Consider the following 12,897-nt stretch of genomic DNA (forward strand, 5'->3'; position numbering starts at 1 on the left):
CCGCCCGAGCCAGCCGGCCAGATCCCCCCGATTGCGCCGAGCTTTCCCAATTACCTTGGTGAGTCCCCTGATTCGATTGGCAACCCGCATCGATAACACCTCTTCGTGTCGACGATTCGCTTACCCATCAACCTACGCCGGGCGGCCGCCGATCCCCAGAGAACTAGAACGTGTTCTATATTTGAGGCAAAGTTCCGGCGAGCCCTCGGGAGTCCAGAGATGTACCAGTGGTCCGACGAAGACCTGATGTTCCGCGAGGCTGTGCGCGGCTTCATCGCCAAGGAGGTCACCCCGCACGTCGACCAGCTGGAGAGCGGCGCACTGCCGCCGTTCGACATCATCCGCAAGCTCTACGCCACCTTCGGGCTGGACGAGATGGCGCGGGAAGGGCTCGAGAGGGCTATCGCCCGCGAAGAAGCGGGCACCACCGGGTCAGGCAAATCGGGCGGCGGGTTCAGCGGTGCGGGCAGCATGGGCGTCATCCTCAACAGCGAGCTCGCCGGCGTCAGCCTGGGCCTGGTGGCCTCGATGGGTGTGAGCCTGGGTCTCACCGCGGGCACCATCCGCAGCCGCGGCACCCTCGCGCAGAAGAAGCGCTGGCTGCCCGAACTGGTCACCATGGCGAAGGTCGGCGCCTGGGCCATCACCGAGCCCGATTCGGGGTCGGACGCGTTCGGTGGCATGAAGTCCTACGTCCGTCGCGACGGCGAGGACTACATCCTCAACGGCCGCAAGACGTTCATCACCAACGGTCCGTATGCCGACGTCACCGTCGTCTACGCCAAGCTGGACGAGGAAGACGGCACCGACCGCCGCGACCGCAAGGTGCTGACATTCGTCCTGGACAAGGGCATGCCCGGCTTCGTGCAGAGCCCCGCGTTCAAGAAGATGGGCATGAACTCCTCGCCCACCGGCGAACTGTTCTTCGAAAATGTCCGCATCACCCCCGACCGGCTGCTCGGCGAATCCGAGAACCCGGCCAAGGGTGACGGAAAGGACAGCGCCAAGGAATCTTTCGCGGCCGAACGCATCGGCATCGCCTCACTCGCGCTCGGCATCATCAACGAATGTCACCGCCTGTGCATCGATTACGCGAAATCCCGCAAGCTGTGGGGCAAGGAGATCGCGCAGTTCCAGCTCATCCAGCTGAAACTGGCAGAGATGGAGATCGCGCGAATCAACGTGCAGAACATGGTGTTCAACGCCATCGAACGCACCGCCGCGGGTGACAAGGTGACCCTCGCCGAGGCATCGGCGATGAAGCTGTATTCCTCCCGCGCCGCCACCGAGGTCGCGATGGAGGCCGTGCAACTGTTCGGTGGCAACGGCTACATGGCCGAGTACAAGGTCGAACAGCTCGCCCGCGACGCCAAGTCGCTGATGATCTACGCGGGCAGCAATGAAATCCAGGTCACCCATATCGCCAAGGGCCTGATCGCCGGGTAGTCATTTTCAGCGGTTCGGGCTGGTAGCCCGCTCGTATACTCGGAAGATGCGAATCCACCGGAATGCCCTTGCCGGCGCCGTTGTGGTCGCCGCCGCGGTCGCCGCCCTCGCGCCCTCGGCTTCGGCCACGCCGTCCTCCGGCGTGACCGTCGAACCGCTGGCGCAGGTCGATGTGAGCGGATTCAGCCCCTTCACCTCGTTGCCGAGCAAGTTCACCTTCCGGCGCATCACCATCGCGCCCGGAGGGTCACTCGGCTGGCACTACCACGACAGCAATGTCTTCGCTGTCGTGACAGCGGGCCAGGTGACGCGCTATGAGACGGATTGCGTGCCGACGACGTACGCCGCTGGCGAGGGTTTGTCCGAGACTGTCGGCCCGGATCACGTACATACCGGAAGCAACCTCGGCACCGAGCCTGCTGAGCTGTATGTCGCGTACGTCAACCGCGCGAATGAACCGCTCTTCGTGGACGCCCCGGCCCCGGACTGCCCGTAGCCGCATCACGCCACCTGTGCGACCCGAACGGTCAGGCGCCGAGACAGGCTCCGGCGCCGCCCGCAGCGAGAGTTTCGGCGCTGCAATAGGCGGCTCGCGGGTAATACGGGCCCATCGTGGTGGCCGGGTCGCTGCCGGAGTCCTGGGACGCTTGGACCGAAAACGGATAGAACTCCGCGCTCGGGATCATGTTCCGCAGGAACAGCACCTTGTCCACGTCGGTGCTGCCCCAGGGAATCACCGTCACCTCCGGATCGAGGTTCGCAGGCACGTCCGCGGGCGCGGCGACCACATAGGTGTAGTAGCCGGACTCGTCGAGCGCGGTCTGGAAGTCGGCCGCGCAGTCGACAACGGGATAGGGCGAGAGCAAGTCGTTCTGGCACATCGACCAATACCGCACCTGCTGGCTTGGATCGGTAGGCGATTGCCCCGCCCGGGTATCCGGGAAGATCGGCGCCTTGCCACGCACCACCAGCAGCCGACCCGGCTGATAGCTGATGCGCGTCCCGACGTATTTGTTGTCGCCGTTCGGGAAGAGCCCGGCGGTGCTCGCCGGATTGCCGAACGACGCCTCGGGCCTGTTGCCGGGGAACGCGCCCGACGCCGCCGCGGCGATCGCCCGATCGAAGGCGTCCTTGGCCACATCGGCGACCGGGCCGGTGTAGCCGGACGGGTCGAAGGTCTGCGCGCACGGCTGGCTCGGCACGTCGGCGCCCGCGATCGAGAGCTTCACCTCCGGCAGCGCGACGCCGCCACTGAGCGAGGCCGGGTCGTCGGGAACATAGACGCGGACGATGGCGAACCCGATCGGCGTGCTCTGTCCACTCGCGACGGCCTGGAGCTCGTTGCGGCTGTGATCGGCCGGTCCGTTGACCAACCTCGCGTGCCAGCGCTGTTGCGACGCGGGCAGCGATGCGGCGCCGGCATCGATGTACGGATTGGCGCTGCCCGGGTCGGCGACGATCTGGTTGTCGCGCAACGTGTCCACCGTGTCGAGGTCGGTCCCGTAGGTGTTCAGCGAGAAATACCGGGCGGCCGGATAGGAACCGGACAACTCGATCGAATCGCCGGGCCCCAGCGCGTAGGGCATCAGCCAGTACGTCGAGTTTGCGTCGGGGAAAGCCACATTCAGCATGGTGCTGTTGGACATGAATCGCCACGCGCACAGCGGTGAGTCCGGCGGATCCGCGGACGCGGGCGCGGCGAACCCCACCGCGCCCGAGACCATGGCCAGCACACAACCCATGCGGACGATCAAGGCCACCACCGAATGCATGCCGATCCCTTCGAGCTGTCGAAGAATCCACGCGTACAGGTCACCGCGGCCGAGCCCGAAGATCGGCCCGGCCAACGGCACACCTTAGCGGACAGTGCCCCACTGGGACTCGAATCCGGACTGCGCAAATTCGGCGATGTGCCGAGGTTCAGGAACCAGGCTCGACAATCGGCTCGAATCGGGCAACGAGCCACACTCGTTTGATCGAGCCTTCGGGGTTGGGGAAGCTCGGTTGTACCTCTCCCTCGCCTCCGTGATCCCGGAAACCGCTGATGGTTACCTGATACTCGGCACCGTCGACGCGGACGATGTCGTGCTCGTCGACGATCGGCAGCTTGATCCGATCGTCCACGTCCCCGGGGACGTTGGGTGTCTCGTCGTGGCGGAAACGCAAGGTGAACGTGTGGTCGAATCCTTCGTCCAGGAAGTCCACCGTCACCCGCAAATACACCCAGAACTGACTGTGCTGCACCACGACTCGGTGGTTGTAGTGGGTGAAGATGCCCAGATTGAAGTTCTTGCCGTCCAGGCGCGCGTCGACGCCGGTGAGGCCGGTGAAGTCGTAGCCGCTCGGCACGCCGTCTCCACCGGTACCCCATCTGATGCCGGCCCTGACACCGCTGCTCGATACGGTGCCGGGTTCCCGCAGCCCCTGAAACTGTGATTCGTCCACACTGACGCGCGTCCACACGCCCTTGGTATCGACCTTCCCCATGACAGCTAGCCCCCTTGCTGTGTGCGCGTCGACGACCTGTCGATCGGCGTATCGATCATCCCTTCCGGCTTACGGCTTGTCATCGAAATCGATTGTGCAACAAAGGAAAACACTCCGCACAGGGTGCGAAGCGTCTAATCGGTCGTGGCATCCGAATTCCAGCCAGGACCTGTCTGTCCACCGTCGGCGACGCGTGGACCCGCGGTCACAGGGTCGCGCCGAGCCAGTGCGCGAACCCGAGCAAGCTCTCGGACTGTCGCCGCTGGGCGGCGGCGATCCCGTACATGGTTTCCCGCACAGACGGGTGCAACCGGGTCTGTTGGGGAGCGGCGGCGCGGGCCTTGTTCAGCGCGGCCAGCGCACGATCGGGCTTGCCGCTCATGAGCCAGGCGCGGGCGTTGTCCTGCCAGTGGTGCGCAACGCGGGTAGGCGGTGCATCGGCGCTATAGGCCAGGCCGTCACCGCCGATCGCTGCCCGGTTCGGGTCGCCTGCCTCGAGCTCGATTGCGTGGGAGTGGATATCGACGTTCAGCGGTCCGAATGCGGTCATATACAGATCAGTCTCGCCGGTGTGCGCCGCTAGCTCCCGCGCGGCATCGACGTGGGCGACGGCACCGGAGTAATCGAGCTTCCGGGCATCGTTGATCGCGCCGGCCAAATGCGAGTATCCGGCCAGGACCATGCCTGGCCTGGTGTTGTCAGCCGCGCCGATCGACTGGTCGATAAGCTGTGCAGCGACCTCGGATTCCCCGTAGTGGGTGAGGATCCGGGCCCGGGCCAGCGCGGAAAACGCCTGGTAGTTCGGGTCGTCGGCGTGGGGCGCATAACTGTCGGCGAGGTCGAGCGCGGGCAACGCCAGCATGAGATGCCCAGTGCGGCGGGCGGACCACTCGGCCAGGATGTAGGCCGACGCGAGCAGTGAATACGCGCGGGCTCGGTCGTCGCCGTTGAGCGCGCGCACCGCGCCGTGCAGGCGGCGGATGATTGCGGGTAGTACCTCGATTGTCTGGCGGGTGCGGTCGCGGCGGTAGAGATCCTGTGCGGCGGTGAGGTCGGTGTCGAGCTGGGCCAGGCTGCCCGGTTCCTCGGCGCGGGCGTATCGGCCCTCGGCCAGCAGTATCGAGAGGCCGTTCACCGCGTCGGCCAAGGGCTTGCCGTCGTTGAAGGGGGCGCCGGTCAACTGCTCAGGGGTGATGCGCAGCGCGCGTGCGACGGCGGATACGAATCCGGGGGAGGCCAGTTCGCGACCCTGCTCCACGGCCTTGACCATGCTCAGGCTGTACGCGGCACGGGTCGCCAGCTGTCGTTGACTCAGGCCCGCGATCTTCCGTTCCGACGCTATGGCCTGCCCTACATGCGTCCCCATGTATTCGAGCGTACGGGCAGGTACGCCACTGTGTCGCGCATTGTCACCGGCGCTGTCCCTTCACTGTCCTTCGGAGCTCCTGCCTGCGGCGAATCTGATTCCAGCCCCGCCGCCGGGTCGAGCAATCCCCGGCGGCGGGAGCCAGTCACCGACGAGGGGAGCCCACAGTGTGGGGACGAACTAGGCCCGGGAAACGAGCGTTGACGGTCGACGCGATACAGGCGCGGATCGCCCGCGAAGCGGCCCAAGCCACGATTGCCCAGGACGACGAGCAGACCGGGCGCACCGCGGTGATCGTGCACTCGGCACCGCTGAAGCGGTTCTCGATCGACCAGGCGCGCAAGACGTTTCAGGCCCATCGCGGCTGTGATGGAACCATCTGTCCTCGAAAAATGGCCGCGATCAATGTCTTGGTCGGTGCCGGCCTGATGAGGCTGGATCGTCGTGTCGGGTACTGATCACGAGCCGGGCACGCTCCCGGCAGCGCGGTCGGCGGTCATCGACGCGATGCGCGAAGTCGTCCAAGCCGACCGGCCCGGGGTCGCGGGCTGGCTCAACACCTGGGCACCGATCGACGAGACCGGCCACGTTAGACCGGCCTGCGCTGCCGGGCCTCACCCCGACGACGACCTGTACGCCGATATCGCGGGAGCGCTGGCCGCGATCGCCGACCCAGCCGAGCCAAGCCCGGTAGCGCTCGACCTCGACGCGCTGTATTCGCCTGCGCTGCAGCGCGTGCTGGAAGTCGCCGAGCGCATTGCTCGCGACAGCGGTGCCACATCTGTCGACGTCGCACACGTCGAAATCGCACTTGACCGCCGAACCGAAGGGGACACCTGATGGAATTCGATACCTCAACTACCGCTCTACCGATCGCCGCCGCGCTGGTCGCCACACGGTCAGCGGAGTCGCCTAAGCCGCACGCCGAATCGAGCCGATCGCTGCACAGACATGCGCAAGTCGGCAGCTGCCAGCTCGGCCGGGCGAAAAGCGCGTCGGTAGCCCGGTCACCGCGCCCGGTTCGCCGCTGGGGGCGGGCTGACCAGCTTGCACTGCCAGCACTCGAATTCGGCCTGGCCCCTGGCTATGTTCTGGCGTGCGTTGCACCGAGGGCACAGCACAGCGCGCATGCCGACTGGCGGTGCCGGTTCGCCGGGCGCTGCCAGCACCGCTGCCAGAACGCCGATCGGCCCCAAGAGGAACCCCACGAGGAAGAATCCGCCAGGGCTGCGGCGCTTCCGCTCGGCGATGGCCAGGCTGACGCACCCGAAGACAATACCGACCGTCATTGCGGCAGCGAAGAGAGCGCCGATGGCGGGATCATCCATGTGATTCTCCATTCAGTTTTCAAGCCGGAAGGGATTCTAGGCTGAGTGTTCTTGCCATGCCTGTCATCGGCTTGCCATCGTCACGCGGACGACCAAGCCGCTGCACGGGCCACCCGCGACTGCCGGGGACGCCTGACCGCTCTGGGGTGGCACGGGGGTGGGGCGAAAGCCCGTCGAACTGCAAGGAAATGACGCCGCGACCCATCTACATGGGTCTTCTTGAGTGCCCCCACTGGGACTCGAACCCAGACTGCGCGGATTTTAAGTCCGCTGCCTCTGCCAATTGGGCTATAGGGGCGTCCCGGACAGCCTAGCGACTCGTACGGGTGTACCGGAATCGTGTCGGTAGACAAGGTCGGCCCGGCGTGTCGCCGATGACCGCGCCGGTCCGACCTTATCGCCGACAGTGCCGGTCAGTCGGTTGTCGGCGACTTCTTGCCGAGGATGGAGTTGCGGCGGCTGTAGGCGAAGTAGACGACGAAGCCGATGGCCATCCAGACGATGAAGCGGATCCAGGTGTCCACCGAGAGGTTGACCATCAGCCACAGGCAGGACAGGACGGCCAGGATGGGGACGAGGGGGACCAGGGGGACGCGGAAGCCGCGGGGGAGGTCGGGGCGGGTGCGGCGCAGGATGATGACGCCGACCGAGACCAGGACGAAGGCGAACAGCGTGCCGATGTTCACCATTTCTTCGAGGGTGCCGAAGTCGACGAAGCCGGCCAGCACGCAGCAGACGACGCCGACGATGACGGTCAGGCGGACCGGGGTGCCGCGCGAACCGGTGTGGGCCAGCCAGCGCGGTAGCAGCCCGTCGCGCGCCATCGCGAACAGCACGCGGGTCTGGCCGAGGAACAGCACCATCACCACGGTGGTCAGGCCGGCCAGCGCGCCGATGGAGATGACGTTCTTGGCCCAGTCGACGCCGTGGATCGCGAAGGCCGTTGCCAGCGTGGCGTTCTCACCGGCCAGATCGGTGTAGGGCACCATGCCGGTGAGCACCAGCGACACCGCGACATAGAGCACAGTCACGATGAGCAGCGAACCGAGGATGCCGCGCGGCACCGCCTTCTGCGGGTTCTTCGTCTCCTCGGCGGCGGTGGCGACGACGTCGAAACCGATGAACGCGAAGAACACCAGGCTGGCCGCGGCGAGTAGGCCGTACCAGCCGAAGTTGCTGTCGCCCGCGCCGGTGAGGAACGAGAACAGCGACTGGTGCAGTCCGCTCGTGCCTTCTTCGGCCGGCTGCGACGGCGGGATGTAGGGGCTCAGGTTCGACGCCTTGAAGTAGGTGATGCCGAGGACGAGCACCAGCGCGATGACGCCGAGCTTGATCGCCACCGCGATCGCCGACACCCGCGAGGACACCTTGGTGCCGATGGCAAGCAGCACGCCGAGCACCGCGATCAGCGTGACCGCGCCCCAGTCGAAGGTGACCGAGCCGAGTTGCATGGTGGCGGACTCGAATCCGAAGACCGTGCCCAGATATTGCGACCAGCCCTTGGCCACCACCGACGCGGCGAGCGCGAATTCGAGAATGAGGTCCCAGCCGATGATCCAGGCGACCAATTCACCGAAGGTGGCATAGGAATAGGTGTAGGCGCTACCGGCGACCGGCACCGTCGAGGCGAATTCGGCGTAGCAGAACGCGGTGAGGCCACAGGCGATCGCGGCGAACACGAAAGCCAGCGAGACCGACGGGCCTGCCACATTGCCCGCGGTGCGCGCGGTGAGCGTGAAGATACCGGCGCCGACGACCACCGCGACACCGAAGATCGTGAGATCCCACGCCGTCAGGTCTTTGCGGAGTTTGGAATCCGGTTCGTCGGTGTCGAGAATCGATTGCTCGACGGATTTGGTGCGGAACAATCCGCTGCTGCGGCCTGCCGCTGGTGTGGCTTCCGGTGTCGGCACGGTCTTTCTCCTTCTGTGCGAACGTCTTCGGGGAGTACCCGGAGGCAGGTCAGTGCACGCCCTGCATGTGGCGCTTGATCCAGGGGGCGCACGCGACCACGACGAGGCCTGCCGCGATGGCGGCGGCGCCGCTGATCCCGAAGTAGGCGGTCTCGCTGTCGGGGCTGTAGAAACGGGCCAGGGTGCCTGCCATCGAGGTGCCGATACCGACCGAGAAGAAGTACAGGGCCATCATCTGGGAGCGGAACGCGGCGGGCGCGAGATGGGTGGTCACCGCGAGACCGATCGGCGAGAGCAGCAGTTCGGAGACGGCGAAGCCGCCGAGGATGACGAACACCGCGAGTACCGGGACGGTCTTGCCCTCGAATCCGCTCAGCAGCGCGAACAGCCAGAACGCGATGCCCATGCCGATGACACCGAGCGCGAACTTGATCGGGGTGCTCGGCGCCCGGTTGCCGAGCTTGGTCCACATGAGCGCGAACAGCGGCGAGAGCGCGATGATCCACACCGGCTCGACCGAGCCGATCCAGCTCGCGGGCGCTTCCCAGCCGAAGATCCGCCAGTCGACGCGCTCGTCGGAGTACACCGCGAGCATGGTGAACATCTGCTGGAACAGCGACCAGAACACCGCGTTGGCGATGAACAGCGGAATGAAGGCGAGCACCCTGGTGCGCTCGACCGGGGTCACCTTGGCGCTGGTGAGCAGCACCCAGAAGTAGGCGATCGAGGCCAGCACGATGACGCCGGTGGTGACGTCGGAGAGATTGTCCAGCGTGATCAGCCCGGCCGCGACGGCCACCGCCACCACGACCGCGGCGACGGCGACACCGATCAGCACCGGGGTCAGCTCATGGCGGGTGACCGGGTTGGGCACGTCACGGCCGTGGGTGCCCAGGTTGCGCCGGAAGATCACGTACTGGGTCAGGCCGAGCGCCATACCGACCGCGGCGGCGGCGAAGCCGGCGTGGAAGCCCCACTCGCGCTGCAGCAGACCGGTGAGCAGCGGTCCGGTGAACGCGCCGATATTGATGCCGAGGTAGAACAGCGTGAAGCCACCGTCGACGCGGGCGTCCGAGGGCGCGTACAGCGTGCCGAGCAGCGACGACGCGTTCGCCTTCAGCGCGCCGCTGCCGAGCGCGACGAGCACGAGACCGGCACCGACACCGGTCAGCCCCGGCAGCACCGCCAGCGCGATATGGCCCGCCATCACCACGACGCCGCCGTAGAAGACGGTGCGCTCCATACCCAGCACCCGGTCGGCAATCCAGCCGCCGAGCACGGTGGACAGATACACCAGGCCGCCGTACGCGCCGACGATGCCGAGCGCCGTGCTCTGGTCGAGGCCGAGCCCGCCCTCGGTGGTCGAGTAGTAGAGGTAGTAGCCCAGGATCGTGAGCATGCCGTAGAAGGAGAAACGCTCCCACAGCTCGACGCCGAACAGGTTGGTCAAACCGATCGGATGACCGAACAGGGTGCGTTCGGCAGCCTCGTCGGCGGGGCCCGGCGGGTCGCCGAGCCGCGTTTCTTCGGTGGACATAGGGGAACGATCCCACGTCCAAACGGTGTACAGCAATTTTCCCGCATCTTCGGGGGTCCGGCGCGCCGTGCCGTCTCACCTCGGCCGAACTCGGTGCGCGGCGGGCTCGCGCGCCAATTACGCTGGAGTGGCCCGACTCCCGCGACGGACGAGGAAATCAGACATGCTGACTGCCGAAGTCACGGTGCCGGTGGACCGGAGCGCGGCCTTCTCGACCCTGTCCGACGGCTGGCTGTACGCGAGCTGGGTGGTCGGCGCCTCGCATATCGGCCGGGTCGACCCGGACTGGCCCGCCGTCGGCAGCCGCATCCACTACCGATTCGGGCTGTGGCCGGTGCTGATCAGTGACACCACGGTGGTGCGGGCCGTCGACCCGCCGCATCGGCTGGAACTGGAGGCGCGGCTGTGGTCGGTGGGGTCGGCCTGGATCCGGCTGACGCTGACCGAGGAGGAGCCGGGCCACACCACCATCCGGATGACCGAGCGGGCTTCCGGCGGTCCGGCACAGCTGATCCCCGGACTGGCCCAGGACCTCGTCTTCGCCGCGCGCAACCAGGAATCGCTGGAGCGGCTGGCGAATTTGATCCGGGCTCGCGCGCAGAAGTCATGAGAGCCTCGATCGGATAATTGCAACCGGTCGGTTCGAAATAACTGACCCCAATATTCGGGGCGCTGATTCCGGGGATCCGGACTGTGTGGGATGCGGAATGAAAAGCCGAATTCGAATGTGCCGGAACGGAATTCGAATCACATTCATCGGTCTTTCGCTATAACGCGTGTATGCGGGCCTGGTGGACTACTCTCTAGCCATCGGAAATGCGGAATTGATCGAACTCCGGGGGACAACGTGCTGCACATCGAGCACTTCGGCAATGGCTGGATGAATCCGGTCCTCGCCTTTTGCCTGTCGTTCATCGGCTCGGTATTGGGATTGCGCTGCGCGGTGCACGCCAAATCGTCGGCCGCGCCGATCGGGTGGTTGATCGCCGCGGCGGTCGCGATCGGCGGGGCCGCGATCTGGGTCATGCATTTCACGGCCATGCTCGGTGTCAGCATCGCCGGGGCGCCGATCCGCTACGACGTGCCGATGACCTTGCTGAGCGCGGTCATCGCGATCGGTGTCGTCCTGATCGGGCTGACCATCGTGACGCGGGGACGGCGGCAGCCGGTGACGTTGCCGCTGGGCGGCGCGATCACCGGCCTCGGGGTGGCCGCCATGCACTACCTGGGCATGCGGGCCGTGCGCACCGGGGCCGAGATCGCCTATCGGCCGGAGCTGGTGGTGTTGTCGATCGTGATCGCGGTGGTCGCGGCCACGGCGGCGCTGTGGTTCCAGCTGCATGTGCGTGGTCTGGTGAAGACCGCGGGCGCGGCGCTGGTCATGAGTGTCGCGGTGTGCGGCATGCACTACACCGCGATGGCGGCGATGCGGGCGCGCCACGGTGCCGGAGTACCGGCGGTCGACGGGGTGGCGCCGGTGCAGCTGCTGCTGCCGTTGATCGCCACCGTCTCGCTGGTCGTCATCGGTCTGCTGATCGTGGTCGGGCTGGCCGAGCTGGACGTCAACGCCGAGGACCGGGCCGGGCGCGCGCCGCTGCGGCGCGCGTCCGGCGGCGACCGGCGCGGCTCCGGCCCGGCCACCCTGTCCGGCGGCGGCAGGCAGTGGCCGCGCCGGAGCTGACCGCCACGGACTACTGGCTGGGTTCGGGCAGCTTGCAGTCGTCGACCTTGGGGTTGACCCCCATGTAGTTCAACGGACCGGCGATCATCGTCACCGCGATGGTGCCCAACGTCGCGCAGTTCTGCTCACGATCGGTGAGATAGCCACGCTGACCTGCGGCGATCACGCCGATCACCAGCCACACCAGCACCAGAATCGGAATGATGCGGGACAGATACATGATGTTTCCTCCGAGCTAGTCCGGCCGGGGATCAGTACCAGTGCCGCCGGCCGCCGACCGGACGGCCCATGCCGCCGACCAGGGCGAGGACGACGCCGATCACCAGCAGGATCACGCCGATGGTGGTCAGCAGCGAGATGCCGAGGACGAGTCCGAGGATGAGGAGAATTGCGCCGAGAATGATCATTGAGCTCACCTGTTCGGTATGGGATCTACGTGGGGATGTGCCGGGATAGGCCGCCACATCGGGCGTATGCCCCGTTATGCCGATCGGAAACAGGTATCGCTTGCGCGGGAACGGATCTGCCGAAGTCGTCCTGATGCGGTCAGCGGGTCGTGGCGTTACGCCGGGACGCGGCCTCGTTGTCGGCCGTCATCCGGTAGGCCGTGCGTTCCAAGGTGGCCAGGATCTCGGTGATCGGCAGGGTGCCCGCGGCGAAACGTCCGATCAGGGCCAGTGCCATATTGCCCATGATCAGGCCGAGATCGGCGAGGTAGCCGGGGTCGAGGTCGCGCAGGGCGACCTCGGCGGCGGGGAGCACCGCGATCAGGCCCTGGCTGTCGAGGCGTTCGCCGCCGGGGCCGGTGCGGGCGTGGTGGTAGGCCTCGAGCATCTTGGGATTGCGCTCCCACGGTTCGAAAACGGTGCGCAGCAGCCGAGTCAGGCTGTCGCGGACGGATTCGCCGGGTTCGGGTGGGGTCACGTCCGCGTAGGCGTTGGCGTCCATCCACTGGTGCAGCGCGGCGATGATCAGCTCGTCCCTGGTGTGGAAGAGCCGGTAGATCTTGGCCAGCGAGACGTGGGCCTGCGCGGCGACGGTACGCAGCTGGACGGCGTCGTAGCCGTCTGTGGTCAGCAGGTCCAGCACCACCGCGATGATCTTCGCTGATGCATCCAATTCCGGTCCGCTGCTCACCG

15 protein-coding genes and 1 tRNA gene are annotated in these 12,897 nt (G+C 66.5%); 6 read left to right on the forward strand and 10 right to left on the reverse strand.

Annotated features, from left to right (window positions below):
* Positions 1-219: 219 nt before the first annotated feature.
* On the forward strand, positions 220-1,446 hold the full coding sequence (locus tag ACWF82_RS27530; protein ID WP_452505756.1) for an acyl-CoA dehydrogenase family protein: 1,227 nt from the start codon (positions 220-222) through the stop codon (positions 1,444-1,446).
* A gap of 46 nt (positions 1,447-1,492) precedes the next feature.
* Positions 1,493-1,942 (forward strand): cupin domain-containing protein, encoded by a 450-nt coding sequence (locus tag ACWF82_RS27535; RefSeq protein WP_452505758.1) that lies wholly within the window; start codon positions 1,493-1,495, stop codon positions 1,940-1,942.
* 31 nt (positions 1,943-1,973) lie between these two features.
* Here ACWF82_RS27535 and ACWF82_RS27540 read toward each other — a convergent pair whose 3' ends face one another.
* The 3 genes from ACWF82_RS27540 to ACWF82_RS27550 form a co-directional block, all read right to left on the reverse strand.
* On the reverse strand, positions 1,974-3,218 hold the full coding sequence (locus ACWF82_RS27540; protein WP_452505827.1) for a hypothetical protein: 1,245 nt from the start codon (positions 3,216-3,218) through the stop codon (positions 1,974-1,976).
* Between the two features lie 148 nt (positions 3,219-3,366).
* Positions 3,367-3,933 carry a choice-of-anchor K domain-containing protein gene (locus tag ACWF82_RS27545; RefSeq protein ID WP_452505760.1) on the reverse strand — a complete coding sequence of 189 codons (567 nt, stop codon included), beginning with the start codon at positions 3,931-3,933 and terminating at the stop codon, positions 3,367-3,369.
* Between the two features lie 205 nt (positions 3,934-4,138).
* Positions 4,139-5,299, reverse strand: coding sequence for a helix-turn-helix domain-containing protein (locus ACWF82_RS27550; RefSeq protein ID WP_452505762.1), 1,161 nt, complete (start codon positions 5,297-5,299; stop codon positions 4,139-4,141).
* Positions 5,300-5,499: 200 nt separating this feature from the next.
* Here ACWF82_RS27550 and ACWF82_RS27555 point away from each other — a divergent pair, with 200 nt between their 5' ends.
* Entirely contained in the window at positions 5,500-5,757 is a 258-nt protein-coding gene (locus ACWF82_RS27555) for a hypothetical protein (protein WP_452505764.1), read from the forward strand.
* Positions 5,744-6,139 (forward strand): hypothetical protein, encoded by a 396-nt coding sequence (locus tag ACWF82_RS27560; protein ID WP_452505766.1) that lies wholly within the window; start codon positions 5,744-5,746, stop codon positions 6,137-6,139. Before ACWF82_RS27555 ends, ACWF82_RS27560 begins: the two co-directional genes overlap by 14 nt.
* Before the next feature lie 167 nt (positions 6,140-6,306).
* On the opposite strand, the gene ACWF82_RS27565 is transcribed toward ACWF82_RS27560, so the two are convergent.
* The 4 genes from ACWF82_RS27565 to ACWF82_RS27580 all read right to left on the reverse strand — a co-directional run bounded on the left by ACWF82_RS27565 (position 6,307) and on the right by ACWF82_RS27580 (position 10,077).
* The gene (locus tag ACWF82_RS27565) at positions 6,307-6,627 is read right to left on the reverse strand and encodes a hypothetical protein (protein WP_452505768.1); all 321 of its coding nucleotides are present in this window, start codon (positions 6,625-6,627) and stop codon (positions 6,307-6,309) included.
* 224 nt (positions 6,628-6,851) lie between these two features.
* Positions 6,852-6,925 (reverse strand) — tRNA-Leu (locus ACWF82_RS27570).
* Between the two features lie 115 nt (positions 6,926-7,040).
* Positions 7,041-8,540 (reverse strand): amino acid permease, encoded by a 1,500-nt coding sequence (locus tag ACWF82_RS27575; RefSeq protein WP_452505770.1) that lies wholly within the window; start codon positions 8,538-8,540, stop codon positions 7,041-7,043.
* A gap of 49 nt (positions 8,541-8,589) precedes the next feature.
* Positions 8,590-10,077, reverse strand: a complete 1,488-nt coding sequence (locus ACWF82_RS27580) for a peptide MFS transporter (RefSeq protein WP_452505772.1) — start codon at positions 10,075-10,077, stop codon at positions 8,590-8,592.
* 163 nt (positions 10,078-10,240) lie between these two features.
* Between ACWF82_RS27580 and ACWF82_RS27585 the strand changes: the two genes are divergently transcribed.
* Together ACWF82_RS27585 and ACWF82_RS27590 are read left to right on the forward strand one after the other, a co-directional pair.
* The gene (locus ACWF82_RS27585; protein ID WP_452505774.1) at positions 10,241-10,687 is read left to right on the forward strand and encodes an SRPBCC family protein; all 447 of its coding nucleotides are present in this window, start codon (positions 10,241-10,243) and stop codon (positions 10,685-10,687) included.
* Between the two features lie 237 nt (positions 10,688-10,924).
* Positions 10,925-11,758 (forward strand): MHYT domain-containing protein, encoded by an 834-nt coding sequence (locus ACWF82_RS27590; RefSeq protein WP_452505775.1) that lies wholly within the window; start codon positions 10,925-10,927, stop codon positions 11,756-11,758.
* Between the two features lie 10 nt (positions 11,759-11,768).
* Here the strand turns inward: ACWF82_RS27590 and ACWF82_RS27595 are convergent, their stop codons facing one another.
* The 3 genes from ACWF82_RS27595 to ACWF82_RS27605 all read right to left on the reverse strand — a co-directional run bounded on the left by ACWF82_RS27595 (position 11,769) and on the right by ACWF82_RS27605 (position 12,895).
* Positions 11,769-11,978, reverse strand: a complete 210-nt coding sequence (locus ACWF82_RS27595) for a hypothetical protein (protein ID WP_452505777.1) — start codon at positions 11,976-11,978, stop codon at positions 11,769-11,771.
* Positions 11,979-12,009: 31 nt separating this feature from the next.
* Positions 12,010-12,165, reverse strand: coding sequence for a DUF6131 family protein (locus ACWF82_RS27600; RefSeq protein ID WP_189026089.1), 156 nt, complete (start codon positions 12,163-12,165; stop codon positions 12,010-12,012).
* A gap of 139 nt (positions 12,166-12,304) precedes the next feature.
* A complete protein-coding gene (locus ACWF82_RS27605; protein WP_452505779.1) occupies positions 12,305-12,895 on the reverse strand; it encodes a TetR family transcriptional regulator in 591 nt (196 codons plus the stop codon).
* Positions 12,896-12,897 lie beyond the last annotated feature (2 nt).

The sequence above is a fragment of the Nocardia sp. NPDC055053 genome, from assembly GCF_053608285.1.

Excerpts from the sequence above, each read along its gene's own strand:
- ACWF82_RS27530 (WP_452505756.1), top strand. The coding sequence starts at position 220 with ATGTACCAGTGGTCCGACGAAGACCTGATGTTCCGCGAGGCTGTGCGC.
- ACWF82_RS27535 (WP_452505758.1), top strand. The coding sequence starts at position 1,493 with ATGCGAATCCACCGGAATGCCCTTGCCGGCGCCGTTGTGGTCGCCGCC.
- ACWF82_RS27540 (WP_452505827.1), bottom strand. The coding sequence starts at position 3,218 with ATGCATTCGGTGGTGGCCTTGATCGTCCGCATGGGTTGTGTGCTGGCC.
- ACWF82_RS27545 (WP_452505760.1), bottom strand. The coding sequence starts at position 3,933 with ATGGGGAAGGTCGATACCAAGGGCGTGTGGACGCGCGTCAGTGTGGAC.
- ACWF82_RS27550 (WP_452505762.1), bottom strand. The coding sequence starts at position 5,299 with ATGGGGACGCATGTAGGGCAGGCCATAGCGTCGGAACGGAAGATCGCG.
- ACWF82_RS27565 (WP_452505768.1), bottom strand. The coding sequence starts at position 6,627 with ATGGATGATCCCGCCATCGGCGCTCTCTTCGCTGCCGCAATGACGGTC.
- ACWF82_RS27580 (WP_452505772.1), bottom strand. The coding sequence starts at position 10,077 with ATGTCCACCGAAGAAACGCGGCTCGGCGACCCGCCGGGCCCCGCCGAC.
- ACWF82_RS27585 (WP_452505774.1), top strand. The coding sequence starts at position 10,241 with ATGCTGACTGCCGAAGTCACGGTGCCGGTGGACCGGAGCGCGGCCTTC.
- ACWF82_RS27595 (WP_452505777.1), bottom strand. The coding sequence starts at position 11,978 with ATGTATCTGTCCCGCATCATTCCGATTCTGGTGCTGGTGTGGCTGGTG.
- ACWF82_RS27600 (WP_189026089.1), bottom strand. The coding sequence starts at position 12,165 with ATGATCATTCTCGGCGCAATTCTCCTCATCCTCGGACTCGTCCTCGGC.